The organism is Neorhizobium galegae (assembly GCF_017877135.1).
GTDB lineage: Bacteria > Pseudomonadota > Alphaproteobacteria > Rhizobiales > Rhizobiaceae > Neorhizobium > Neorhizobium galegae_A.
In genome coordinates, this window is sequence record NZ_JAGIPH010000004.1 from 68,294 (window position 1) to 92,877 (window position 24,584).

Annotated in this window: 25 protein-coding genes; 12 read left to right on the plus strand and 13 right to left on the minus strand. The window is 61.7% G+C overall.

All coding sequences use genetic code 11. The annotated features are described in order from the left end of the window. Positions 1-21: 21 nt before the first annotated feature. Genes J2858_RS13275 through J2858_RS13295 form a run of 5 tightly spaced genes read left to right on the plus strand, consistent with a single transcriptional unit; the run spans position 22 to position 4,383 of the window. A complete protein-coding gene (locus J2858_RS13275; protein WP_210105642.1) occupies positions 22-1,233 on the plus strand; it encodes a cytochrome c in 1,212 nt (403 codons plus the stop codon). Positions 1,234-1,240: 7 nt separating this feature from the next. After that, positions 1,241-1,423, plus strand: a complete 183-nt coding sequence (locus tag J2858_RS13280) for a hypothetical protein (protein WP_210105675.1) — start codon at positions 1,241-1,243, stop codon at positions 1,421-1,423. Further along, the gene (locus J2858_RS13285; RefSeq protein ID WP_348635487.1) at positions 1,420-1,977 is read left to right on the plus strand and encodes a cytochrome C oxidase subunit II; all 558 of its coding nucleotides are present in this window, start codon (positions 1,420-1,422) and stop codon (positions 1,975-1,977) included. The genes J2858_RS13280 and J2858_RS13285 overlap by 4 nt, the downstream gene beginning before the upstream one ends. After that, on the plus strand, positions 1,967-3,592 hold the full coding sequence (locus tag J2858_RS13290; protein WP_210105293.1) for a b(o/a)3-type cytochrome-c oxidase subunit 1: 1,626 nt from the start codon (positions 1,967-1,969) through the stop codon (positions 3,590-3,592). Before J2858_RS13285 ends, J2858_RS13290 begins: the two co-directional genes overlap by 11 nt. Then, positions 3,589-4,383 (plus strand): c-type cytochrome, encoded by a 795-nt coding sequence (locus tag J2858_RS13295; RefSeq protein WP_210105294.1) that lies wholly within the window; start codon positions 3,589-3,591, stop codon positions 4,381-4,383. Before J2858_RS13290 ends, J2858_RS13295 begins: the two co-directional genes overlap by 4 nt. A 133-nt stretch (positions 4,384-4,516) precedes the next feature. Here J2858_RS13295 and J2858_RS13300 read toward each other — a convergent pair whose 3' ends face one another. Then, positions 4,517-5,245, minus strand: a complete 729-nt coding sequence (locus tag J2858_RS13300) for an SDR family NAD(P)-dependent oxidoreductase (protein WP_210105295.1) — start codon at positions 5,243-5,245, stop codon at positions 4,517-4,519. A 95-nt stretch (positions 5,246-5,340) separates the two neighbouring features. Here J2858_RS13300 and J2858_RS13305 point away from each other — a divergent pair, with 95 nt between their 5' ends. Further along, positions 5,341-5,763, plus strand: a complete 423-nt coding sequence (locus J2858_RS13305; RefSeq protein WP_210105296.1) for a winged helix-turn-helix transcriptional regulator — start codon at positions 5,341-5,343, stop codon at positions 5,761-5,763. Positions 5,764-5,785: 22 nt separating this feature from the next. Here the strand turns inward: J2858_RS13305 and J2858_RS13310 are convergent, their stop codons facing one another. Together J2858_RS13310 and J2858_RS13315 are read right to left on the minus strand one after the other, a co-directional pair. Then, the gene (locus J2858_RS13310) at positions 5,786-6,814 is read right to left on the minus strand and encodes an NADP-dependent oxidoreductase (RefSeq protein WP_210105297.1); all 1,029 of its coding nucleotides are present in this window, start codon (positions 6,812-6,814) and stop codon (positions 5,786-5,788) included. A 73-nt stretch (positions 6,815-6,887) separates the two neighbouring features. Continuing rightward, positions 6,888-8,114, minus strand: coding sequence for an alpha/beta hydrolase family protein (locus tag J2858_RS13315; RefSeq protein ID WP_210105298.1), 1,227 nt, complete (start codon positions 8,112-8,114; stop codon positions 6,888-6,890). A gap of 278 nt (positions 8,115-8,392) precedes the next feature. Here J2858_RS13315 and J2858_RS13320 point away from each other — a divergent pair, with 278 nt between their 5' ends. Then, entirely contained in the window at positions 8,393-8,887 is a 495-nt protein-coding gene (locus J2858_RS13320; protein WP_210105299.1) for a MarR family winged helix-turn-helix transcriptional regulator, read from the plus strand. An 8-nt stretch (positions 8,888-8,895) separates the two neighbouring features. Continuing rightward, positions 8,896-10,596: an FAD-dependent monooxygenase gene (locus J2858_RS13325; protein WP_210105300.1), complete on the plus strand. Its 1,701-nt coding sequence runs from the start codon at positions 8,896-8,898 to the stop codon at positions 10,594-10,596. 248 nt (positions 10,597-10,844) lie between these two features. Here the strand turns inward: J2858_RS13325 and J2858_RS13330 are convergent, their stop codons facing one another. The 3 genes from J2858_RS13330 to J2858_RS13340 are packed head-to-tail and all read right to left on the minus strand — an operon-like array spanning position 10,845 to position 12,645. Next, entirely contained in the window at positions 10,845-11,234 is a 390-nt protein-coding gene (locus J2858_RS13330) for a limonene-1,2-epoxide hydrolase family protein (protein WP_210105301.1), read from the minus strand. Between the two features lie 27 nt (positions 11,235-11,261). Beyond that, positions 11,262-11,864, minus strand: coding sequence for an NADPH-dependent F420 reductase (locus J2858_RS13335; RefSeq protein WP_210105302.1), 603 nt, complete (start codon positions 11,862-11,864; stop codon positions 11,262-11,264). A gap of 28 nt (positions 11,865-11,892) precedes the next feature. Further along, on the minus strand, positions 11,893-12,645 hold the full coding sequence (locus J2858_RS13340) for a 3-oxoacyl-ACP reductase family protein (protein ID WP_210105303.1): 753 nt from the start codon (positions 12,643-12,645) through the stop codon (positions 11,893-11,895). Positions 12,646-12,753: 108 nt separating this feature from the next. On the opposite strand from J2858_RS13340, the gene J2858_RS13345 reads away from it, so the two are divergent. Both J2858_RS13345 and J2858_RS13350 read left to right on the plus strand, forming a co-directional pair. Then, entirely contained in the window at positions 12,754-13,698 is a 945-nt protein-coding gene (locus J2858_RS13345; RefSeq protein ID WP_210105304.1) for a LysR family transcriptional regulator, read from the plus strand. A gap of 270 nt (positions 13,699-13,968) precedes the next feature. Beyond that, positions 13,969-14,685: a GntR family transcriptional regulator gene (locus tag J2858_RS13350; protein ID WP_210105305.1), complete on the plus strand. Its 717-nt coding sequence runs from the start codon at positions 13,969-13,971 to the stop codon at positions 14,683-14,685. Between the two features lie 37 nt (positions 14,686-14,722). Here the strand turns inward: J2858_RS13350 and J2858_RS13355 are convergent, their stop codons facing one another. Next, positions 14,723-15,127: a RidA family protein gene (locus J2858_RS13355; protein ID WP_210105306.1), complete on the minus strand. Its 405-nt coding sequence runs from the start codon at positions 15,125-15,127 to the stop codon at positions 14,723-14,725. A 111-nt stretch (positions 15,128-15,238) separates the two neighbouring features. Here J2858_RS13355 and J2858_RS13360 point away from each other — a divergent pair, with 111 nt between their 5' ends. Then, the gene (locus tag J2858_RS13360) at positions 15,239-16,003 is read left to right on the plus strand and encodes an SDR family NAD(P)-dependent oxidoreductase (RefSeq protein ID WP_210105307.1); all 765 of its coding nucleotides are present in this window, start codon (positions 15,239-15,241) and stop codon (positions 16,001-16,003) included. Next, positions 16,000-16,728, plus strand: coding sequence for an SDR family NAD(P)-dependent oxidoreductase (locus tag J2858_RS13365; RefSeq protein WP_210105308.1), 729 nt, complete (start codon positions 16,000-16,002; stop codon positions 16,726-16,728). Before J2858_RS13360 ends, J2858_RS13365 begins: the two co-directional genes overlap by 4 nt. Positions 16,729-16,809: 81 nt before the next feature. Here the strand turns inward: J2858_RS13365 and J2858_RS13370 are convergent, their stop codons facing one another. The 6 genes from J2858_RS13370 to J2858_RS13395 are packed head-to-tail and all read right to left on the minus strand — an operon-like array spanning position 16,810 to position 24,583. Continuing rightward, positions 16,810-18,483: a M14 family metallopeptidase gene (locus J2858_RS13370; protein WP_210105309.1), complete on the minus strand. Its 1,674-nt coding sequence runs from the start codon at positions 18,481-18,483 to the stop codon at positions 16,810-16,812. A 36-nt stretch (positions 18,484-18,519) separates the two neighbouring features. Continuing rightward, the gene (locus J2858_RS13375; protein WP_210105310.1) at positions 18,520-19,515 is read right to left on the minus strand and encodes an ABC transporter ATP-binding protein; all 996 of its coding nucleotides are present in this window, start codon (positions 19,513-19,515) and stop codon (positions 18,520-18,522) included. Beyond that, positions 19,515-20,552, minus strand: a complete 1,038-nt coding sequence (locus J2858_RS13380; RefSeq protein ID WP_210105311.1) for an ABC transporter ATP-binding protein — start codon at positions 20,550-20,552, stop codon at positions 19,515-19,517. Before J2858_RS13380 ends, J2858_RS13375 begins: the two co-directional genes overlap by 1 nt. Before the next feature lie 22 nt (positions 20,553-20,574). Further along, positions 20,575-21,981, minus strand: coding sequence for a dihydroorotase (locus J2858_RS13385; RefSeq protein ID WP_210105312.1), 1,407 nt, complete (start codon positions 21,979-21,981; stop codon positions 20,575-20,577). Continuing rightward, positions 21,978-23,405: a hypothetical protein gene (locus J2858_RS13390; RefSeq protein ID WP_210105313.1), complete on the minus strand. Its 1,428-nt coding sequence runs from the start codon at positions 23,403-23,405 to the stop codon at positions 21,978-21,980. The genes J2858_RS13385 and J2858_RS13390 overlap by 4 nt, the downstream gene beginning before the upstream one ends. Further along, positions 23,402-24,583: a pyridoxal phosphate-dependent aminotransferase gene (locus J2858_RS13395; RefSeq protein ID WP_210105314.1), complete on the minus strand. Its 1,182-nt coding sequence runs from the start codon at positions 24,581-24,583 to the stop codon at positions 23,402-23,404. Before J2858_RS13395 ends, J2858_RS13390 begins: the two co-directional genes overlap by 4 nt. Position 24,584: the final 1 nt, after the last annotated feature.

Here is a 24,584-nt window from a genome sequence, read left to right on the forward strand (position 1 = left end):
ATTCTGGCTGCGGGATTTGCCATGGCGGCAGCCTTGCCACTTTCCGCGCAGGACAAGAAGGCACCAGTCGACCCGGCGATCATCAAAAAGGGCGAATACCTCGCGCGGGCAGGAGATTGCATCGCGTGCCACACGGCTCCCGAGGGGGAACCGTTCGCGGGCGGCCTTCCGATGGTAACCCCCTTTGGTACCCTCTATACATCGAACATCACGCCGGATCCGGAAAACGGCATCGGCAAATGGTCGGCCGACGACTTTTACCGCACCATGCACGAGGGGCGCTTTCCCGATGGGGGGCTGCTCTATCCGGCAATGCCTTTTGCGTCCTACACCAAGGTGTCACGCGAAGACAGCGATGCCATCTATGCCTATCTTCAGAGCATCGCCCCCGTCTCGAAGAGGAACAAACCGCACGAGCTGAAATTTCCTTACAACAACCGCTCGCTCGTTCTGGGTTGGCGCACGCTTTTTTTCCGCGAGGGCGCATTCACCCCGGACAAGACGAAGTCTGACGAGTGGAACCGCGGAGCCTATCTCGTCGAAGGGTTGGGGCACTGCGGAATGTGCCACACCCCGATCAATGCGCTCGGGGGCAATTCCCAGGCCGATGCCTTCAAGGGCGGTCTGATCCCGATGCAAGACTGGTACGCACCTTCGCTGACCTCCAACAAGGAAGCGGGACTGGGCGACTGGAGCATCGAAGACATCACCGACCTTCTCCAGAAGGGTGTGTCCAAGCGAGGCGCGGTCTACGGGCCGATGGCCGACGTGGTCTATAACAGCCTCCAGTATCTGAGCGATGACGATACCAAGGCTATGGCGGTTTATCTGAAGGGCATCTCGACGGATTCCCCGGCTCCTCCCGTTTCACATCTCTCCCACGCCGAAAGCAGTCTGCTGCTGAACCTCGGCAAGACTGTCTACGACCGTCAATGTGCAAGTTGCCATGGCGTGAACGGCGAGGGCCGGGCGCCAGACTATCCGCCGCTTGCCGGCAATCAGTCCATCCAGATGGAATCTGCGGTCAATCCCATTCGTATGGTTCTGAATGGCGGCTATCCCCCCGGAACCCGAGGGAATCCAATGCCCTACGGCATGCCACCCTTCAGCGTCTCCCTGTCCGACGACGAGGTCGCCGCCGTCGTCAGCTACATCCGCACGTCCTGGGGCAACCGGGGAACGACAATCAGCGCAGCTCAAGCGAACGAACTTCGCTCAGTCCCGCTCCAGTGAGGCTCATATGATCGAACCAGAAATCGTAACAGGGACAGTCCCGATGTCGCGCGAGGAGGAGATCGACGCGATCGTGCGAAGTGGTCCCATCGGTGCACTCACCGTGGCCGGCATTGCAACCGCGATCGTCATCGGCATCTGGTTCCTCTTTTACCTGCTCGTCTTCCTGCCGCGAGGAGCCAATCCGTGAGCGTCGAGAAGAGCGCAAGCGGCGATGTCGCTTTGAAAATTGAGCGGCGATGGGCTGCGGTGAGCATCCTGATCATCGCGTTTTTGACCGGGATGGCGGCCTATGCCGGCATCCACCAGGCGGTGATGCCGCAAACGACTGTCGAGATCATCAATCCCACCACGCTGCACATGACGGGTGAGTTCATTGAAAGCAATCTCGGCAGCGCTCTCGAACCAGACGGCTCGGTGACAGTACGCGCTGTGGCCCAGCAGTACTCGTTTACCCCTGCGTGCATCGTCGTCCCGAAGGATACTCCGATCACGCTTCGTGCAACCAGCGCGGACGTGGTTCACGGCCTTCTGATCCAGCAGACCAACGTCAACACCATGCTGGTGCCCGGCTATGTCTCCGTGCAAACCGCCAAATTCGAGGAGACCGGAGAGCATCTCATGCCGTGCCAGGAGTTTTGTAGCGTCGGACATGAGGGAATGTGGGCCAAGGTGCAGGTGATCGACAAGCCGCAGTTCCTTGCAATGGCCTCCAACAAGAGGAGACTCTCCTGTGCTGAATAGCCGCCGACTGATCATCGCCCACTTCTGGGTTGCCTTCTCAGTGTTCGGTCTGGCGCTGATCCTGGGTGCCTGGCAGATGTTCATCCGCAGCCCTCTCGCAAGCTGGCTTGGCAATCCCGAATGGTATTATCGTTCCGTGACCGCGCACGGAACGATCATGGGGTATGTCTTTCCCACGCTTGTCGCCATGGGATTTGGTTATGCAATTACGGAAACATCCCTGAAAACAGACCTGATCGGCAGACGATGGGCATGGGCAGGATTGGGGCTGGTGGTCCTCGGTGCCGTCACGGCCATGGTACCCGTCTCACTGGGGAAAGCTTCGGTGCTCTACACCTTCTATCCCCCGATGATCGGCAACCCCTTCTACTATATCGGCGTGGTGATGGTCGTTGTCGGATCATGGATCTGGGTCGCGCTGATGTCCGTCAATCTGATTGTCTGGAAGAAGCGCAATCCCGGTGCGGTCGTTCCGCTGGCCATGTATGCCAATGTCGCCGGCTCCTATCTTTGGGGCTGGACGGCGGTCGGCGCGGCACTTGAACTTCTGCTGCAGATCATTCCCGTCGCTCTCGGGTTACGGACCACGATCGATGCCGGGCTTGCCCGGGTGTTCTTCTCGTGGACGCTGCATGCGATTGTCTATTTTTGGCTCATGCCGACCTATATCGCCTATTATACGATCGTGCCGCGCGCCATCGGCGGACGGCTTTACAGCGACTCGATGGCGCGCATTTCCTTCAGTCTCTTCCTTGTCGTGGCGATGCCGATCGGCATTCACCACACGTTCGCGGATCCTCAGGTTGGCGCTGGCTTCAAGTTCATCCACTCTGCCTTCACGGCCGTAGTCGCATTGCCGACCCTCCTGACGGTGTTCACGATCTGCGCGTCGGTGGAGATTGCCGGACGTCTGCGGGGCGGCAAGGGACCATTCGGCTGGCTCGCCACGCTGCCTTGGCGAAATCCTGCTATGCTGGCGATTGCCTTCTCCTTCCTGATGCTTGGTTTCGGTGGCGCAGGCGGCCTGATCAACATGAGCTATCAGCTCGACAGTTCGATCCACAACACCCAGTGGATCACCGGGCATTTCCATCTCATCTTCGGCGGCGCCATCGTGATCATGTATTTCGTGATTGCTTACGACCTTTGGCCCCACCTGACCGGACGCGCCATCGCCAGCATGTCCCTCGTGAGGCTGCAGCTCTGGCTCTGGTTCATCGGAATGATTGTGACGACGTTTCCGTGGCACTACGTCGGCATATTGGGGATGCCCCGCCGCATGGCCTATTACGATTACAGCAACCCGGCGCTTTCAGATGAGGCAGCGCCTGTGGTGATGTCGGCAATCGGGGGCTTCATTCTGCTGGCCTCCGGTCTCTTGTTTCTGTTCATCCTCGTTCGGTCGCATTTCGAGCGCCGGATCGAGCCCGGGCAGTACACCTACGCCCAAGCCGCGCACGCTGTTACTCGGGTGCCTGCAGCTCTCAACGCACACGGACTTTGGGTCGCGCTGATGGTTGCTCTGACAATCACCAATTACGGCCTCCCGATCATGCAGCTCGCGGTTCGCGACGACACGTCAGTGCCCGCCGTCTTCGTTGGAGAGAGACGATGAGCATAGAAAAGACGCCGGCATCAAACCGCGCCTGGGCTTCAGCCAGCATCGCGATAGCTGCGGTGCTGTTCATGTCGTCAAGTATTCTTGGGCTGGTGGTTCTTCCTTCTGTGCAAGGAACCGATCCGTTCACGAACCTTTGGGATTCCATTTGCAGCGCTGCTGGCTTGCCCCGGCGTGCATCGAGTACAGATCCGGTCGAGCCTGATCACAAGATCAGCCGGGTGGTGCTGAGTACGATGCCCAAGGCCGAAGCCGACTCAGTCGGACGCGGCGCAACCATTGCGCTGCAATGTGCGATCTGCCACGGCCCCACGGGGGTCAGTCGGGCGGATTCGCCGAACCTTGCCGGGCAGTATGCGGTGGCAATCTACAAGCAGCTTGAGGATTTCAGGAGCGGAGCACGGTCGAGCGCGGTGATGAGCCCGTTTGCGGCAAATCTGAGCGATCAGGACATTCGGGATGTCGCGGCTTACTATGCTTATCTGCCGAGCGTGCCGACAAACCATGCATCAACAGCGGGTGTTCCCGCCATTGTCGCGTACGGTGCGCCACTGCGCGGCATCGCGCCTTGCGGCTCCTGCCACGGAAGTGTCGAGAACAAGGCGGGCAGCCCCTGGCTTGGTGGCCAGCCTTCAGCATATATAACCGCCCAACTCAACGCCTTCGCCGTCGGTATCCGGACGAATGATACGAGCCAGCAGATGCGCAACATCGCACGACAAATGTCGAAGGATGAAATTGCCCAAGCGGCAGAGTACTACGCCTCGTTGAACCCGGACGGCCTGTAGTTGGCCGCTTCAGGAGGAGCGTGGGGAGTAGCCTTGCTGCTCGTGGATTGATTCCAACACTTGGTTCCCGCGTCTGACGGCTGCGATGATGTCTTCAGGGCCCGCTTTTCAGATGAAGGGTTTAGGCTTGAGGTCAGACCTGGGCCATGCCGCCATCGACAACCAGTTCTGCACCTGTGGTAAAACTGCTCTCGTCGCTTGCGAGGAAGAGGGCGGCCGCGGCCACTTCGTCGGGTCTGCCCATGCGTCCGAGAGGGATCATGCTGGACAATGCGTCACGCACCTCCTGCGAGGCGCTTGCCATCATCGCCGTGTCGGTGGGGCCGGGGCTCACGACGTTGACGCGGATGCCTTTGGGAGCAAGCTCGTTGGCCCAGGTGCGGGTGAAGGATCGGACGGAGGCTTTGGTCGCGCCATAGACACCATAGCCTTTGGTGCCGATATCGCCGGCAATCGAGCCAATGAGCACAATCGTGGCGCCGGGAAGCATGATATCGATCGCCCCTTGGGCCGCAAAGACGAGCGACCGAACGTTGAGGCCGAATGTCCGATCGAAATGATCCTCGGAAATGTCTGCAAGCGGCGCATATTCCGACAGGCCGGCATTCACGACGAGCACATCGAGGCGGCCTTGTTCCGATCCGATCTGCTTGAAGACGCGCTGAAGATCGCTCTTGTCGCTGGCATCCGCCTGGATCGATCGAATGCTACCCGGGCCGACGGACGCTTCGGTGCTCTCGACACCCTTCCGGCTGGTCGCGTAGACCTGCGCGCCTTCGCGGGCAAATCTCTCCGAAATGGCTCCGCCGATGCCACCGACACCGCCGACAACGAGGGCGGTTTTGTTTGCTAATCTGCTCATGTGAACTCCATTCATGATGATGAAGCACAGATATACCCCCTATACCTAGGGTCAATAATGCACTAAGAGTAAAGCAGATATCGAGGAGTATACCTATGTCCCTCAGCGATGAAGGCCTGTCACCCAAAGCCGCGGTGCCCCGAAGGCCGAAGGCCGTATCAATCGAGGCCTTGCTCGACGTCGAGAAGGCGCGGCCTGTGCTTGAGCAGATCGCAAACAAATGGTCGATCCTGATCCTGACCGTCTTGTGCACGAGGCCGTCGCGGTTCAACGAGATCATGCGGCGCCTGGACGGGATCACGCACAAGGCGCTCGCAGACGCTTTGAAACGGCTGGAACGCAATGGGCTGATCCGCCGGGAAGTGCTGACGACGACGACGCCGGTCGGCGTCGAATATACCATCACCGCGCTCGGTCGCTCCCTTCAGCAACCGTTCGAAGCGCTTTATGCATGGTCCATGGCCTATGGCCCGGAGCTTCAGCGCGCTCAGGAAGAATACGACCGGCTGCGCGATTAGCCCGACCAGCATCCTTTGCGTTCTATGCTTCGCTCGACACCCTGACCACCAGCTTGCCGAAATTGTGTCCGTTCAGAAGTCCGATGAATGCGGCCGGGGCCTGTTCAAGCCCGTCGACAATGTCCTCTCGCCACTTCAACCTGCCATCGCGGACCCAACCTGTCGCTTCCTCCAGGAATGCCGGTTGCTGATCCAGAAACTCCACGTTCATGAAGCCCCGGATGGTGATGCTCTTCTGCTGGATCGTTTTCATCGAAGCGGGGAGCCGATCGATGGAGGGTTTAGCCACAGCCTCGTCGTTATAGTGGGAGATCATCCCGCAAAGCGGTATGCGCGCAAAATCGTTGAGGAGCGGCAGGACGGCATCCCAGACGGCGCCGCCGACATTTTCGAAGTAGACATCGATCCCGTCCGGGCAGGCCTCGGCCAGTTGGCGCGCAAAATCTGGGGCGCGATGATCGATAGCGGCGTCAAATCCCAGTTCGTTCTTCACGAATGCACACTTGTCGGGACCTCCGGCTATCCCAATGGCACGCGCGCCTCCTATCCTCGCGATCTGGCCAACGACCGAGCCCACGGCGCCGCTGGCGGCAGCGACAACCACAGTCTCACCGGGCTTCGGGCGACCGATGTTGCGCAGGCCGGCATAGGCCGTAAAGCCCGTCATGCCGAGCACACCCAGTCCGGTCGAGATCGGAGCGACAGCCGGATCGATGCGCCGTAAATCGCGTCCATCGGAGAGAGCATGGGTTTGCCAGCCCGAATAGGCAACAACGATGTCGCCTTCCTTCCAATCGCGGTGACGGGATTGCCTGATCCGGGAGACCGTGGCGCCCAGCATCACGTCGCCGATCCTGATCGGATCAGCATAGGATCTGGCGTCGCTCATGCGCCCCCGCATATAGGGGTCGAGCGAAAGATAGATGGTTTGGAGCAGAAGCTGACCTTCCGGCACGTCCGGCATGGCTGTTTCTTCAAGTCGAAAATCGCCGGGCCTCGGCGGTCCGGCAGGCCTTGATGCAAGCACGATCCGTCTGATGGTGTCTGTCATGGATGGGGTCCTTCCAATCTGTCCTGATGGACCGCCGCGCGCCTCGTCTCGTCGCGGCGGTCGCGGCTGCTCCTCAGTCTGCAAACCGCTGCTTCAGGAAGGCCATAGTGTCCGCCTGGGCGGCGCGGATAACGGTGAAGTGGTCCGTGCCCGGATACTCGTTGTACGTCACCGGCGTACCATCTGCCTTCAGTCGGGCAACCAGCGCCCGCGTCGTGTTCAGGAAGACAAAGGCATCGTCTGGACCGAGCGAGATGAAGGTCGGCTTCCTGAGGCGGAAGTTCGGGTTTGCTGCCGGATCATTTACGCCAAGAAACGCAGCCATCTTCGGATCGTCTGCCCAGTTTTCCTTGAAACCCTCGAACGCGACGCCTTTTGCGGTCATCGCCTTGGAGAGCCCGCCAATGGCAGGAACCGAGCACCGTGTGGTGAAGTCCTTCAGTTGCGCTGCAAGATCAGGGCCCATGACCGCCGAAGCCTCGAACGAAGGATCGATCACCTTCAGCCCGGTTGTCATGAGGGCGACGTTGAAATTCTGCAGGAGACGGAAGTCGTCCGCTTTTTGCGGGTTCGCGGCGGTTCTTTGCGCAAGCTCCTTCACGAAAGCCTCGATCGAGGTGTAGGGCGCAATAGCCACCGTGCCCTTGAATTCGAACTGCGGGGCTTCGTCGGCATAGGCTTCGACGCCGAGAACCGCATGACCGCCGTCGGAATGCCCGACCGCGGCATATTCGTTCGACAGGTCGGCATTCACTTTATGCGCGGCAACGACGCCGCTGATCAGCGAACGGGCCAAGCTGCTGGCATTGAAATAGGGGTAGGGGACTTCCGCCACTTCGCCCAGACCTTCAAGATCCGGAGCAACGACCGCATATCCTGCGTTCACCAGCGTCGAGATTTCGAACAGGTAATCGCTGTTGAAACCGTCTTTGGTAAGCCCGCCATCGAGATCATCCGTGAGGCTCGGCGCGCATAGTTTGTTGCCGGGTGTCGTTGTCCCATGCGCCCAGGCGATCACCGGCCATCCGCCCTTCGGCGCCTGTCCCTCCGGGACGAAGAGGAGGGTGGAAGCCTTTGTCAGTTTTCCGGATACCGACTGCATGGTGTGGACGATCAGCTCCGCACGCCCCTTGATTTGCGGTGAAATCGCGTGCGGCTTATGAGAGATGACGGATCCGGCCGTTGCCACCTCTTCCGCAGCCCCCGCCGGGACGATGGAGACCGCGGCAACCGCCGCAGAGCCGAGAATGGTGGTGACAACCACGCGCGCCACGGCTCGTTTCAATGTTGATGAATGCATAAGACACTCCAGTCGTTCATTAAACAGCGCCCACGCGCAGTGGTGCTTTGCACAGCAAAGCCGCCTGGGAAGCTTTCGAGAATTGCGATCGGCTGTGCTCACGGAGAGACGCTCGATCTGCCGCCTAAGATATAACGGTTATATCTAGGGTCAATTGCGCACCGCAAGTAAAGCAGATTTCGGGGCGTATATCGGCTTGGCTAAAAAGCAGAAGCCTCCTGCAACCAAAACAGCCTCCGTGAATTGACAGTCTGTTGTCGTATCGACGTTAGGCTGTCATGAAACCGATCGAAACGCAGGAAACCGTCCGAAATCTCGTCCTTCAGGTTTTCGAGACCAATGGTCGGCTGTCGGATGCCGGCAATGCACTGGTGAAGCCGCTCGGCCTCACCACCGCCTGGTGGCAGGTGCTGGGAGCACTTGGCTATTCGAGCGTGCCGCTGCCGGTGGCCCATATTGCCCGCAACATGGGCCTTACCCGTCAGGCTGTGCAGCGCGTGACTGATCTGTTGGTCACGCAGGGTTTCGTGCGGCTGGAGCCCAATCCCCATCACCGACGCGCCAAGCTCGTGGTGCTGACCTCAGCCGGACATGCGGTGCTGAAGCAGGCCGAAACCGCCGTGCGTCCCCTCGACCAGCGCATCCTGGCGCGCATCGGCGAACAGCGACTTGCGATCGCCATGGAGGTCCTGCGCGAAATGAGTGCGGTGCTCGACGAAACCTTCGGTCTGGCGGCGCATGCCGGCGAACCCCATCATCATAACGAGGAATGATAGAGATTATGTCCCATAGAAATGACGGCTTTGATGCCGATGTCATCATTATAGGCGCAGGTCCCATCGGTCTCACCACGGCCTGTGCGCTCGCTCATCATGGCGTCGATTTCCGCCTGTTCGAAAGGCGCAAAACGCCGCGTACCCACTCGCGCGCCAATAATGTCTGGGCGCGTCCGCAGGAGCTTCTGGCAAGCATCGGCGTGCGCGATGCGCTTGCGGAAAAATCCTACCGCATCACCAAGGTGAACACGCTTCTGAACGGTCGTCCCGTCGATCCGGTCGATGTCGCGGGCGTGCCGAGCCCTTATGGTCCGGTGCTTTACAGCGGCCAGAACGTCATCGAGGAAACGCTTTCGGCAGAGATCGAAAAGGCGGGCCGCCATGTCGAGCGCGGTCGCCAGGTCCTGTCTTTCGTGCAGGACGCAGACGGTGTGCTGGTCACCATTGGAACCGCCAGCGACGACGAAAACCATTCCATCATCGAACCCGTCGAGACGCTGCGCTGCCGCTACCTGATCGGCGCCGATGGCAATTCCGGTTTCGTGCGCAAGGAACTGGGTCTCGAGTTCGAGCACGAGACGTTGCCGAATGTCATCAGCCGCCAGATCGATGCAAAGCTCTCCTGGCGTCGCTCCACCGATCAGGACCGTATCTGGCTGTTCTACTTTCACCGCGGCTTCGCCGGCGTGCTGCCGGTGTGGGAGGGCTATCACCGCATGTTCTTCCTGTCCGACGACACCGGCATTCTTGACCGGGACCCGACGCTTGAAGAGTTGCAGGCTGCTGCCCGGGAGGTGACGGAAGACGAGACGCTCACCTTCAGCGATCCGATCTGGATCAATCACACCCGATTTCAGCATGGCGCCGCAGAGCACTATGCAAAAGACCGCGTGTTCCTCGTCGGCGATTCCGGCCATGAGTCGCTGCCGACCGGCGGCCAGGGCATGAATTCCGGCTTCCACGACGCTGTCGCCATCGCCTGGCGATTGGCCATGGTGCTGAACGGCAATGCCGGCAAAGCAGCGCTTGATTCCTATGATGCGGAGCGGGGTGGAGAGCATCGTCGTCTCGATGACCAGCAGCTGCGTGGCTTCAAGAACAGCATCTATCGCGGCTCCCTCAAAGACGCCGCCATGGATCTCGCCGCCCGTGTCATTCCTGACATCGGAACCCTGATCCAGGGCACCGACGACCTGCAGCAATTGTCGGTCACCTATCCGGACAGCCCGCTGAACGAGGACCACCTCACCGGTCTCACCGATAAGATCACGGGCGGCGATCCCAAGGCGGGCGACCGTGCTCCCGATGCCCCGGTGATTGCGAGGGATGGCAGCTCGACATCCTTGTTCCGGCAGATCTACAACCCCGACGGCTTGAGCTGGGGCTGGTCGCTTCTGGCTTTTGACGGACGCGACCAGAATGCGCTTCCTCTCCTCCGCGACGCTTGCGCCGAGGTGAAGGACTGGGATTTCGTGCGCCCGCGGCTTGTCCTCGCCGCGGCCGTGCCGGAGGAGAGCGACCCGACCTCGTTCTCCGATCTGGACCATGAGGCACACGCTGCCTATGGGCTCAACAAGCCTTCCCTGGTGCTGGTGCGGCCCGACGGGCATATCGCCTTTCGTGGCGGCGCCGATAGGCCCGAAAGGCTTCGCGCCTATTGCCAGAGGGTCTTTGGTGATCCCGCAATACGGGCAAAGCTTGCTTGATGCAACGCACCCCCGGTGGTGATGGTCTTCAGCTCCGACAGGGCTTGCGTGAGAAGTTCGATCGGGGCTGGAGCGGGGTTCTGCCGGAGATGCGCCATATGCAGCAGGCTGAATTCGACGCCACGAGATGCCGGCAAGGGAATGACGGCGACCTTGAACAAGACCGCACTCACGCCTTCGGCTCAGGATCGAAGGGCCGGCATCACCGCAATCAGATCGTGCTGTCTCCCAGACACCCGCCTTCGCAGCTACCGCCTGATCTGCTGAAGCTGCCTGTCGAAATCCGTCGGGTCGAAATAATCGCGCCACACGGTGATTTGGCCGCCCTCCACGGTGAGCGTTCCCATCACCGGCAAGCTGATCGTGCCGCCATTTTCGTGCGTGAAGACGTCGATGCGTTCGTTGAGGACCAGCTTGCCAGAGGCGGCAATCTGGGTGACCTTCCAATCCACCTTGAAGGTTTTGCCGATACCGAAGTCGGCATGGAATTTGCGCACGCCTTCGCGTCCAAGGATGTCGGGAAACGGAACGTTGTCATAGAGCACATCGTCGGAGAGCATCGCCAGGGCCTCGTCGATGCGGTTGGCGCTCCAGTGGCCGAAAAACGTGTGGGCGATTTCAATGGGGGAAGCAGACATCGTGTTTGACCTTTCGGGTGAGGGGTTTTAACCGATTTTCACGAGATTGAGGGCGGGCAGGGGGCCACCTGGAAACTGGGCGAGACGCGCGCCGAGAGACAGCGGGCCGAGATCGATACCGAAGAAACCCAGTGTCTCGATCAAAGCACCGACCTCCGCCTTGGCGCCGGCATCGTCGCCCGAGTAGAAGAGGACACGCCTGCCGCCGTCGCTGGCCGGATCTCCCGCAACAAGCTGCGGCTGAAGGTGATTGAAGGCCTTCACGACGCGCGCGCCGGGTACCAAGCCTTCGAACACTTCCGAGGAAGCGCGGCCGTTGAGGTCGACCGGCTTGAACAGCGGGGCCTCTATCGGATTGTTGGTGTCGATGACGATGCGACCGCCGAAATCCGGCAGGTCTGCGAGCGCAGCCGGCAGTTTCGACCAGTTGACCGCAACGAAGACGATGTCTTTCGAAGCGGCCTCCTGCCGGGTTCCCGCAGTGATGGTCGGCCCGAGCCTGGCTGCGGTGTCCGCCAGCGTTTCCGGTCCCCTGCTGTTGGAAAGGGTCGCAGCAATGCCGTGACGAGCGAGTGCCGTTGCAATGGCCAGGCCAATCTGCCCAGCGCCGATAATACCGATAGTAGACATGTTCGTTCTCCGATTGTGACTGGAAAGGTCAGGCTGTCAGGCCACCATCGGCGACGATGTCGGCACCGGTAATGAAGGCCGCCTCGGGGCTGGCGAGATAGGCGACGAGGCTTGCGATCTCCACGGGTTGCCCATAACGGCCAATGGCCATTCCTGGGCCGACAATGGCCGCGACCGCGCCGTCCGCAGGGTTCATGTCGGTGTCGGTCGGGCCGGGATGCACGGTGTTGACCGTGATGCCCTTTGGTCCAAGATCGCGCACGAGACTGCGGTTGAAGCCCGTGATCGCGCCTTTGGTGAGCGTGTAGACGGAGGCGGTCGGGAAGGCTGCGTAGCGCGTCATCGACGAGCCGATGTAGATGATGCGCCCACCCGGCTTCATATGGCGAACCGCTTCCTGGGTGGCGACGAAGACGCCTGTCACGTTGACGGCAATCATCCGCTCGTAGTCTTCGAACCTGTAGTCCTCGATCGGCGCGTTGACGGCAATGCCGGCATTGTTGACGAGAACGTCAAGCCCGCCGAAGGCTTCGACCGTGCGGGTGACCGCCGCCCGGACGGCCGCTGGGACACCTGCATCGGCTTCGATGGCGATCGCCTTGCCGCCGGCCGCCTCGATCTCAAGCACCACCTTGTTCGCACGCTCCGCAGACGCGCTGTAGGTCAGCGCCACCAAAGCGCCATCGGCGGCCAGGCGCTTGGCAATCGCCGCGCCGATCGAACGGGATCCGCCGGTAACAAGTGCAACTTTTCCGGAAAGGGGGTTGGATATCGCGGCCATGTCTTTTCACTCCATGAGGTCGTTGGATCTCACAATGGCGCACTTATTCCTTCTTGATTAGCGGGGTATGGCTTGTATGATTTTCAATGATTGCTTGAAGGGGCTGGAATGGAAACGCTTGCCAATCTCGAATCCTTTGTTCGTAGCGCCGAGCACGGCAGCTTTTCGGGTGCCGCGCGTCGTCTGTCGCTGACGCCTGCAGCCGTCAGCCGCAATGTCGCGATGCTGGAGCGAAATCTGGGGGTCAGACTCTTTCACCGCTCGACCCGGCAACTCACGCTGACAGAGGCCGGAGAAAAGTTTCAGCTGTCGATTGCCGACAATCTGGAGGGCATTCAGGCGGCTATCGCCGCTCTCGCGACAGATCGGGGAGAGCCGGGGGGCACGTTGAAGGTCAGCCTTGCACCCACATTCGGCGTTGCCCATATCCTGCCGCTGTTGCCCGGTTTCATGGAGCGGTATCCGCGCATCCGGCCCGAATGGCATTTCGAGAACCGTCAGGTGGATCTCATCGCAGAAGGCTATGACGCCGCGATCGTCGGCGGCTTCGATCTGTCATCGGGCCTTGTCTCGCGCGCCTTGGCGCCCGCCCATATCATCCCCGTCGCCTCGCCATCCTATATGGCCAAACGGACATTCCCGCTCGATCCCTCCGGCCTGAAAGCGCTGGACGGCATCGTCATGCGCTCCTTGCAATCGGGCCGAACCCGGCACTGGACGATGCGGGACGTGACCGGTCGGGAAATGGCTGCACCGCTCTCCGAGACCATTGTCGTGAACGATCCAAATGCAATGCAGGAAGCGGCTCTTCTCGGCCTCGGCGTGGCCATGCTGGCGACGGCTGACGCGCATCCTGCACTGGAAGCCGGCAAACTGCTTCGTCTGGTGCCGCGGTGGTATTCCGACGCCGGCGCGATCTCCATTTATTATGGGTCACGCACGCTGATCCCTGCAAAGACACGCGTGTTTGTCGATTGGGTCGTTTCGGCCTTCAAGGAACAAAGGCTGGCGGAACGCTTTGCCGGAAGCCTCACGCCATCCAGTGGAGGGTGATGGTCGACGTCAGTGTCGCGACATCCCGGTCAAATCGTTGGTCTTTAATGCCTACGATGCCAACTGCGTCTGGGCACGCACTTGCCAGGTTTTTTGTCGAGCATCTCCGGCACCTGATCCGGAAGGTCTCGTTGGTGTCGAATCTGGGATGAAGGAATGTGCATTCAGCACTGTTTCTGTTCATTGCGCTCGTTCGCCATTTGAATACAATCATACAGGATGCTAAGCGCTGCGGCAAAAGCAAACACAGGCATCATTGGGGGAAACACCATGAATCAGGACGGACCGGACATCGGAGCCGTGGAAACCCTGAGGCAGCCCAAGCGGATCTCTCTGTCCGAGGGCGTGGCCGATTCCATTGCCGAAGCCATTTCCACGCGCGTCATCCAGCCGGGTGAGCGGGTGGTCGAAACGACGCTTGCGGAAAAGCTCGGCGTCAGCCGCGTTCCGATCCGCGAGGCCCTCAAGGTGCTGCATGCGCAGGGCATCCTCAGCGGCGGCGGGCACAAGGGCTATCGCATTGCGGCCTTCGATCCGCAAGTGACCCAGCAGGTGATGGAAGCCCGGCTTGCGCTGGAATCCATCCTCCTGCGCGACGCGATCGAGAACTGGCGCAGCGGCGTGGAAGACGTCGGTGTGCTGCAGAAGGCGATCGACGAGATGCGCACCTCCGCAAGGGCCGGCAATGTCAGGGCTTCGCTGCTGGCGGATCTGGAGTTTCACCGAAGCATCCGCCTTGCCGCCCGCAACACGATTGTCGGCACCCTCTGGGATACGATTGCCCGGCACGTGATGATCGTCTTCAATCTCGACCGCTACCGCGACAATGATCTCGAGGCGATCCCGAAGCAGCACGAGGAATTTCGCCAGTTCATTCTGGCGGAGGTCGCCAAGCCGTCCTCGCGCTTCGGCGATATTGCCAAGGCGCTCGAGGATCACATGCTGCTGATCGAGCGGACCAAGCGCCGCAACGGGCAATTTTCCTGATCGACGTGCGCGGGCGGCACCAGTCCTGCCCGTGCCGTCACGCTGTCGCCGCCGGCCCTACGTAGACTGTAATCTCCACCTCGACCTTGACATGGGCGGAGCCGAGGCCGGCCACGATCATGCCGGTGTGCGGCGGGCGATGGGCCCCGAAGAAGGCCAGCCGCTCGCGCGTCACCGCCGGCGCATCCTCCCGGTTGACCAGCAGGGTGCTGATCCGGACAACCTCTTCGCGGCGGGCGCCGATATGGGCGAGGATGCGGTCGATGTTGCGATAGATCTGCGCCGCCTGAGCACCCGCATCCTCGCCGCCCACCCAGTTGCCATCGACATCCCGTGCCACCTGTCCCGCCACGAAGGCAAAACCTCCGGCCAGCGCCACATGTTCGTATCCTGCCACGCGGTTGACATCCGCCGGGCTGGTCAGGGTCACTCCCTCATGCATCCCATGCTCCTCCCCCGTCTCTCTCGTGAGAGCAAGCTTACGAAAAATATATTGTAATACAAGTATACAAAAATTATGGTGACTGCATCACAAAACACAAGGAGTAGACCGGTGAGACTGGAAGGAATGGTGGCCGTCATTACGGGTGGCGCCGGCGGCATGGGGCGCGATACGGCGCTGCTGTTTGCCCGCGAAGGTGCCGCGGTGGTGGTGGGCGATGTCAATGACGCGGCGGGTCAGGCCCTTGCCGGCGAAGTGGCCGCCGCGGGCGGGCGGCTTGCCTATGTTCACTGCGATGTTTCGAAGGAAAAGGATGTCGTCGATCTGATTGCCACAGCCGAAACCCGGTTCGGCAAGCTGGACACCATCTTCAACAATGCCGGTGTGGAGCAGCCGGTCACGCCCTCCACGGAGGTGTCGGAAGACCTCTTCGACCGGGTCACCTCGATCAACCTCAAGGGGACCTTCTTCGGCTGCAAGCATGCGCTGCCGGCGCTTTTGCGCAATGGCGGCGGCACCATCGTCAACAATTCCTCCGTCAGCGCCTTTGCCAATGTGGGCGGCAACCTTTCCTATGCGGCATCGAAGGGCGGCATCATGTCGATGACGCGCGTGATCGCCATCGAATATGCCGGGCGCAACATCCGCTGCAACGCGATCAATCCGGGCGTCATCGATACCGACATGAACCGTCGCAACAAGGCGCTTGCCAGCGACCCGGATGCCGTCGAGCAGACGTGGCGTAGCATCACGCCGATGGGCCGCATGGGCACGGGCAACGAGATCGGCGAGGCCGTGCTGTTTCTCGCCTCTGCCCAGTCCTCCTTCGTCACGGGGATCGGTCTCGTCATCGATGGTGGGAGGATTGCCACGTGAGCGGGGTTCTTCAGGGAAAGGTGACGGTCGTCACCGGTGCTGCCCGCGGCCTCGGCCGCGCAATCGCCAGGGCCTATGCGGCGGAGGGCGCGATCGTCTACGCGCTCGATGTGCTGGAGGACGAAGTGGCGACGCTGAGGGCCGAGCCGGGGGATCTGCGTCCCGGTCGTCTCGATCTGGCCGATCCTGCCGATATCGAGCAGGTGATGGCGGCGATCGAGGCGGAGGCGGGTCGGATCGACGTGCTCGTCAACAATGCCGGCATCATCTTCTTCAAGCCGGTGGAAGAGGTGTCGCTCGCCGATTGGGACCTGTTGATGAACATCAACCTGCGCGGGGCCTTTCTCTGCTGCCGGGCGGTGGCGCCGGGCATGAAGGCACGGCGCAGCGGCGCCATCATCAACGTGTCGAGCAATGCCGGCATCAAGGGCGATACGGACGAAAGCGCCTACTGCGCCTCGAAATTCGGGCTGGAAGGTCTGTCGCGGGCGCTGGCCGTGGAGTTTGCCCCCTACAATGTCTCGGTCAATTCGATCACGCCCGGCCATCCCATGCATACGGCGATGAGCGAGATCACCTACAGCGCAGAACTGCGCAAGATCTGGAAGGACCCGATCGAGCTGACGCCGGCCTTCGTCCATCTGGCGCTGCAGGATGCCTCCGGCATCACCGACCAGCGCATCCGTGCCTGGGACATGGTGGTGGAGCTTGGCAAGGGCGGGTGATCCGCCCGCCCGTCTTTTGTCTCTTGTCTTTCGCCTTCGGAAACGGGCAGGGCGGTGGGTATCGACCCACCGCCCTCAAGCCTATCCGATGCTCGTTTCGACGCGGTGCGTGCCGCCTTTTTCCGATTGGGCGATCACGGTGACGCGGCCCTTGCCTTCGATGCGCACCAGCCATTCCACGGGCTTTGCCGTGGCAGACCACTGCTGGCCCCAGGGCGACCACGGATAAAGTCGTTCGTTGCGGCCGGCGAGGTGGCCGAGATCGGTGCGAAGCGGGTTCATCACCAGTTCGCCGCCCTCGATTTCAACGGTGGCGATGACAGGTTTTGCCACGTTGTTGGCAATGGCGACGCTGGAGAGGTTGGTCGGCAGATAGCCGTGATTGCTGATCTCGGCGCGGATCTTGTAGAGGCCGGCGCCCAGCGGCTCCACCGCGACGTGATCGATCTTCACGCGGGGGGCTGCGGCTGCATGCTTCAGGTTGAACAGCACGTTGGTGCGGCAGATCTCTTCCAGCAGGAAACCCGGCGGATTGCGGTAGGTCCAGATATTGACCATGCCGCCGATTTCGATGGGCCCGAGCTGCGGATGGTCGAAGGGCTTCCAGTCGCGCCAGCCTTTGTCCGCCATGTGGGTCTTCACATAGTCATAGACCTTCTGCTGGACGGCCTCGTTGCGGGGATAGAGATTGTAATAGCCTTCCTTCGGCACCCCGGCCGTCCGTTCGAGATCCCAGAGTTCGGTGCCGAAGCTGATGATCCCCATCTCCTCATAGGTCCAGTCCATCAGCCCGCCGCGCCTAACCTTGGTCTTGTCGGGGGTAAAATCCTCGTAGATCGAGACGGTCGGATAGCCGGTGAGTTCGGTGCCCACCTTGCCGATCTCCTTGTAGAGGTTGATATCGGCGGCACTCATGGCGCTGTCCGGCTTGGTCATCGAGGGGCGCATGATGATGCCGCCATGGGTGTGATAGGCGCACATGCCGCAAATATTGGGATGGTCGAGGATCAGCTTCGCCATGGCCGCCGCTTCCGGTTCGGAGAGCGGATGCGTACCGGCGCCATATTCCTGCGGTGACCAGTTGGTGGGGAAGTTGCGGTTCATGTTGCCATCGAAGGGTTTTTCGATCGGCACGTTCACGCCGTCGAAATTGCGGATCGTGCCCTCCGGGTAGAGACGGTAATACTGGCCGCCTTCCTCGCCGGGGCGCCGCTGCACCATGATGTCGGGATTGCTTTCGCTCTTCTTCCATTCGCCCCGGCTGTCGGGAACGCGCATCCAGACCAGAAAGCCGTCGCCGTCGATATCGTCGGGGATCAGGCCCTCGATCCGGTCGAAGCCGGGCAGGAAGCGTCCGTTGCCGCACCAGTTGTAATAGGGTGGCTGCAGCGACAGTTCCGCCCCATCCGGATTGATGCGCGGCAGAATGTAGAAGGCCTGGCTGTCGACCAGCCTTGTCACCTCCTCGTCCCGACCATACTGCGTCAGCAGATGCCAGATGGCGTAGAGTGCTGTGGCGCTGGTTGCGTGTTCTTCCGCGTGGATCTGGGCGTCGATGTAATAGCCCGGCTTTTCGAGCGCCGGTCCCGTCTTCGGATTGCCGATCTCCATCAGCCAGACATCGCGGCCCTGCAGGCTCTTTCCGATGGAGGAGAGGGTTGCAAGCTCGGGATAGGCGGCGGCGAGCGCCTTCAGGCGCTCCGTCATCTCGTCATAGGTATAGTAGCGGTCAAAGGCGATATCGGGCAGGCTCATGATGTCGTGTCCATCCGGAAACTGTGTTGCAGGGCGTCAGGGGGCGGTGCGGATGCAGGCGCTGAAATGGCCGGGGGCAATCTCGTTGAGGGCGGGGATCACCTTGGCGCAATCGGCAATCGCCATCGGGCAGCGGGTGCGGAAGACGCAGCCGCTCGGCGGGTTCAGCGGGCTCGGAATATCGCCCTTCAGGATGATGCGGTTCTTCGGCGCATCCGGATCCGGCTTCGGAACGGCCGACAGCAGCGCCTGGGTATAGGGATTGTTCGGACGGCTGTAGAGCGCCCTGGTGGGCGCTACCTCCATGATCCGCCCGAGATACATCACGATCACCCGGTCGCAGATGTGCTCCACGACCGCCAGATCATGCGCGATGAACAGCATGGTCAGGTTGAACTGTTCCTTGAGGTCATCGAGAAGGTTGATCACCTGGGCCTGGATCGAAACGTCGAGCGCCGAAACCGGCTCGTCCGCGACGATGAAATCGGGCTCGACGGCAAGCGCGCGCGCAATGCCGATGCGCTGCCTCTGGCCGCCCGAGAATTCGTGCGGGAAACGGTCCTGATAGTCCGCCGAGAGGCCCACCTGTTCGAGAAGCGCCACGACGCGGTCCTGCCGCTCGCTGGGGGCGCCGATCCCGTGCACCGAAAGGGCATGCGACAGGATGGTGCGGACCTTCTCGCGCGGATTGAGGCTGGCATAAGGGTCCTGGAAGACGATCTGCATCCTCTTCCGAAAGCGTCGCATCTCCGGGCGCGACAGGAGGTTGAGATTGGTGCCGTCGAAGTCCACCGTCCCGGAGGTCGGTTCGAGAAGCCGAAGGATGGTGCGGCCGACCGTGCTCTTGCCGGAGCCGGATTCCCCGACCAGCCCGACGACCTCGCCACGGTCCACACGAAAGCTGACATCATTGACGGCGTGCACCGAACGGACGACGCGGTTGAGGATGCCGCCCCGCAGAGGGAAGACCTTTCTCAGGTTTTGGACGATCAACAGGGCTTCGGATCGATCCGGCACGTTTGCAGCCTGCATCACGAAACCTTCCTTGTCATGAGTTGGAGTTCCCGCCAGCGGACGCAGCGCACGGCGCGGCCGGGTTCCGGCATGTCCAGTTCCGGTTCGGCGGCGGCGCAAAGGTCCGTGGCGAAGCTGCATCGGGTACGGAAGCGACAGCCGCTTGGCAGCCGCGTCAGCGGCGGCACGTAACCGGGAATGGTCTGCAGCTTTTCGCGACGGTCCGTCGAGCCGAGCCTCGGGATCGACTGCATCAGGCCCGCCGTATAGGGCATCAGGGGGCCGGCGAAGATGTCGCGCACGCTGCCGGTCTCGACCACCTGGCCGGCATACATCACCACCACCCGGTCCGCCATTTCGGCGACCACGCCCAGATCGTGGGTGATGAACACGATCGCCATGCCGAGCTTTTGCTGCAGGTTGCGCATGATGTCGAGGATCTGCGCCTGGATGGTCACGTCGAGCGCCGTCGTCGGTTCGTCGGCAATCAGCACGGAGGGCTCGCAGGAGAGCGCCATGGCAATCATCGCCCGCTGCCGCATGCCGCCCGACATTTCATGCGGATAGCTGTCGGCACGACGCTGCGGTTCGGGAATGCCGACGAGTTCCAGCATCTCGATGGCACGGGCGCGGGCCTGTGCCTTGCTGAGCTTCTGGTGCTGTATGACAACTTCGGCGATCTGCCGGCCGATGGTGTGGACAGGATTGAGGCTCGTCATCGGCTCCTGAAAGATCATGCCAATGTCGTTGCCGCGGACGTCCCGCATCTGCCGCTCCGAAAGGTCAAGCAGGCTCTTGCCGCGCAGCCGGATGTCGCCGGCGGACACGAAGCCCGTCTTCTTCGGCAGGAGCCGCATGATGGAGAGGCTTGTGACCGACTTGCCCGAACCGCTTTCGCCGACGATCGCCAGCGTTTCGCCGCCGTTGACGCTGAAGCTCACGCCGTCGACTGCACGGATGATCTGCCCTTCGCCGGCCAGAAAGCTGGTCTGCAGGCCGGTCACCTCCAGAAGCGGTGGCGCGGATGCGAGAGGGGGTGCTGCGGTCTCGCTCATCGTCGCGTCTCCTGTCTGCCTGTCATGCCACGGCCCTCGCCGCTATTGCGCCCGTCGGAACCGTGTAACGGCCCCAGCCGGGGTCTGTGCTGATCTTTCCGTCCTCGAACACGGTGCGTCCGCGCACCAGGGTGCGGCGGATGGCGCCTTCGAATTCGGCGTTCTGGTAGAGGTGTGAAATGTCGCGTGCGTGGGTGAAGAGCGTCTGCGGGGTAATGCGCGTGCGGCCCTTCAGATCCACGAGCACCAGATCGGCATCGCCACCGACGCGGATTGCACCCTTGTCCGGCAGGTTGAAGCGGCGGGCGGCATTGCCGGACAGCAGTTCCACCATGCGCGGCAGATCCAACCTTTTCCTGCAGACCGCATCCAGCATGGCCGGCAGCATGGTTTCGAGCCCGGGCGAGCCGGGAGGCGCCTTCGGGAAATTGCCGAGATGGGCCTGCTTTTCCGCAAAGGCGAAGGCGGCATGGTCCGTCGTCACGTGATCGATGGTGCCATCGGCAAGCGCTTCCCACAGCGCATCCTGATCGACCTTGCTGCGCACCGGCGGATTGATTTTTGCAAACACGCCCGCCGCCTGCACATCTTCCACGGTTCGCACGAGATAATGCGGGCAGGTCTCCGCCGAAAAGTCGGAGGTTCCCTTGAAGCGGCGCAGCACGTCGACGGTGAGTGCGCTGGTGACGTGCGCGATATGCAGGCGGGCCCCGGCCTGCATGTTCATCAAAAGCAGCTTGGCAACGGCGACGGCCTCACAGATCTCGGGCCGAAGCGCACAATGGGTTGTGGCAAGCGAGGGGTCGAGACCGGCCGCCTCCGCGGCATAATGGGCCAGCAATTGTTCGCTTTCGGCATGCACCACCACCGGCAGGCCGGTGCGTGCCAGCGCCTCAAGCGTTGCAAGCTGGCTTCCCTCGTCTGGAAAGGACAGGCCGGCGAACTCGTCATCGCGTCCGGGCGGGGCGGCGGTCGTGAAGATCTTGAAGGCGATGGCGCCGGCGCTCGCGCTTGCCTCCAGCGCCTTCGCCGAGAGATCTCCCGGCGCGGCATAGAGCGCAAAATCCACCAGCGCCCGGTCTGCGAAATGATCGCGCCGGATCATCACGCGCTCGGCGCTGTTGCAGCAGGGTTTCGAGATCGGCATCTCGAACAGCGTGGTGATGCCACCGGCTGCTGCTGCCCGGGTTTCGCTTTCCACGCTGCCGCGCTCGGGAAAGGCCGGCGCCCGCACATGGCAGTGAATGTCGATCACACCCGGCAGGAGATGCAGTCCGGTGGCATCGATCACGTGGTCTGCTGCAACGGGGGTGCCGGGTGCCACCATGGCTGCGATCTTGCCATGCGCGAGCGCGACGTCGGCGGCTGCGATGCCATCGGAAGACACGATTTGGGCATTGCGGATCAGGGTCTCGTATGCAGCCGTCATTTCAGACCCAGTTCCGTCAATGCCTTGGCCACGCCATCCAGGTTGGTCAGCTTCATGCTGGCATAATTGGGAGCAAGAACGATGCCATCTCCGCCGGCCCGGTAGGTCGCCATCACGCTGCGATAGGCGATGTCGGGCGTGCATTGTGCCTGATCGGCGCGGGTGCGGGGGGCATCCACGCCGATCCCCATGAACACCTTCGCCTTGCCGTTCACCCCGCGCACCGCATCGGCGCACTGGCCCTCCACATAGGTATCGGGATCCATGCCCGTCTGGATGACGCTCGCATAGGGCGCCTCCTTGAGGCCGAGCAGCCGGTAGAGCACGGCGGTTGCCTCGTCTGGCGAGAAATCGCGCAGGATGGTCTTCTGGAAGAAGCCGAGTTCCTTGGCGAACACCTCGCCGGCCTGATGCTGGTAGGTGATGGGTTTCACCCAGTCCGCATAGAGCGTCTGCTCTTCCCAGGGCCACTGCGCCTTGCGGAAGATGTTGAAATGGTTGCGGTTCCAGACATTGAGCCCGAAGGGCAGCGATGGCTTGCACCATTTGACGAGGCCATAAAGCTCGCGATCCAGATCCTTGTTGCGCTCCAGCCAGAAGCGCTCCCAGATCAGCGCCTCGGGATTGGCAAGTAGGGTGCGCAGGAAGGTGATGAAGGCGCCGTCCGCAAAACTCTTGCCGGCCTTCGCCTCCTGCATGAAGTCATAGAGGTTGAGGAGGGCCTTGCGGCAGGCCTCCACGTCGATGCCGCGTTCCATCGCCTCGCGTCGGGCATGGCTGGAAAAATCGCCGGGTGCACCGCCCTGGATCAGCGTGTCGAGCGGCGAGTTGCGCTCGTTGCACCACATCACGCCGTCGATCGGATGGTTTCGCACCTGATCCTCGATCATCGAGAGAATCCAGTTGCGATAGCCGGGATGGCTGGTCGAGGGATCGGAGCCGATGCGACCGAAGATGTCGATTTCCATCGCCTGGGCGAGGTTGGGAATATCGACGGTGTTAACGGAGCCGTGGCCGGTATATTTGAAGAAGGGCTCCATCAGTTCGATATAGACCTTCATGCCGCGTGCATGGGCCGCCGGCAGGACCATCTTCAGGATGTCCTTGCCGTCGAATTGCGGGTCGCGGGTGCGATAATCCTTCATGAAGGTGCCGCCATAATAGGCAGGGTCGGGGTCGAAATAGGCGCCGCCCGTCATCGCGAAGGGCTCCGGCACGCCATGGTCCGGCCAGCCGTCGAGCTGCCAGGAAATCGAGCGACCGGTCTTCAGACCGAGCCACGAGACGGTGCCGAGCATCAGCACGTTGACGCCCACCCGGTTCTGCAGCGTATCGAGAACGGCCTCGACGCCCTCGTCGAGAAAGCTGATCGGGCTGATCTGGATGCCGACGAATTTTTGGCTCGGATCGGGTTTTCCGGTCATGCCGCGGCCTTTCCATGGCTGGCGATGAAGGTTTTCATGCGGGAGACGGCTTCCTTGATGCGCGGCAGCGGCTGGAGGAAGGAGATGCGGATGTAATCCGGGTTCGCATCGCCGAACATGGTGCCGGGAAAGAGCATCACGCCCGTTTCGCGCAGCAGCTTCTCGCAGAATTCCGGCGTCGGCATGCCGGTGGAGGAAACGTTGGTATAGACGTAGAAGGCGCCGCCCGGATCTCCGTAGGTCAAACCCATCTCGTCGAGCGCCGGCAGAAGATAGGCGCGTCGCGCGGCATATTCGGCAATCATCGCCTCGATCGGCTCCTGCGGACCGGTCAACGCGGCAAGGGCCGCATGCTGCGAGATGGTGCAGGTATTGATCGAGAGCGTGTGGCGCACTTCCACGATCCTTGCAACATAATCGGAGGGGGCCGCCAGATAGCCGACTCGCCAGCCGGTCATCGCATAGGTCTTGGAGAAGCCGTTGAGGGTGATCGTCCGGTCCTTCATGCCGGGCAGGCTTGCGATCGCCAGATGCGCGTGGCCCTCGTAGATGATGCGGGCATAGATCTCGTCGGAAACGATGAGGAGATTGTGCCTGACAGCGAGATCGGCGATCTCCCGGATCACGGCGGGCGGCGTCACCGCCCCTGTCGGGTTGTTGGGGGAGACCAGCACGAACATTTTCGTGCGCGGCGTGATGCGCTTTTCGATCTCGGCAACGTCGAGCGCGAAATCGTTTTTCTCGTAGGTCGGAACCGGAACCGGCACGCCCCCCGCCAGCCGCACGGCCGTGTCATAGGTGGTGAAGCGCGGCGAGGTGATCAGAACCTCGTCGCCCGCGCCGATCAGCGTCAGCATGATCAGCGTGATCGATTCCTGCACGCCGGCGGTGACGACGATGTCGTCGGCGCCGTAGGCAAGCCCGTATTGCCGGTTGAGATCGGCAGCGATTGCCTCGCGCAGCGCCGGAATGCCGGTCGGGCCGGTGTAATGGTGCTGGTTGTCGTGGATTGCGCGGATCGCGGCCTCGGCAATATGGGCGGGGGTGTGAAAATCCGGGTCGCCGCGACCCATGGCAATCACATCCGGCAGGCCGGCGGCGATGGCGAGCATCTTGCTGCGAAAGGCACCATCTTCCTCGGTGATGCGGTCGGTGAGGCAGTCTGTGACGAAACTCATG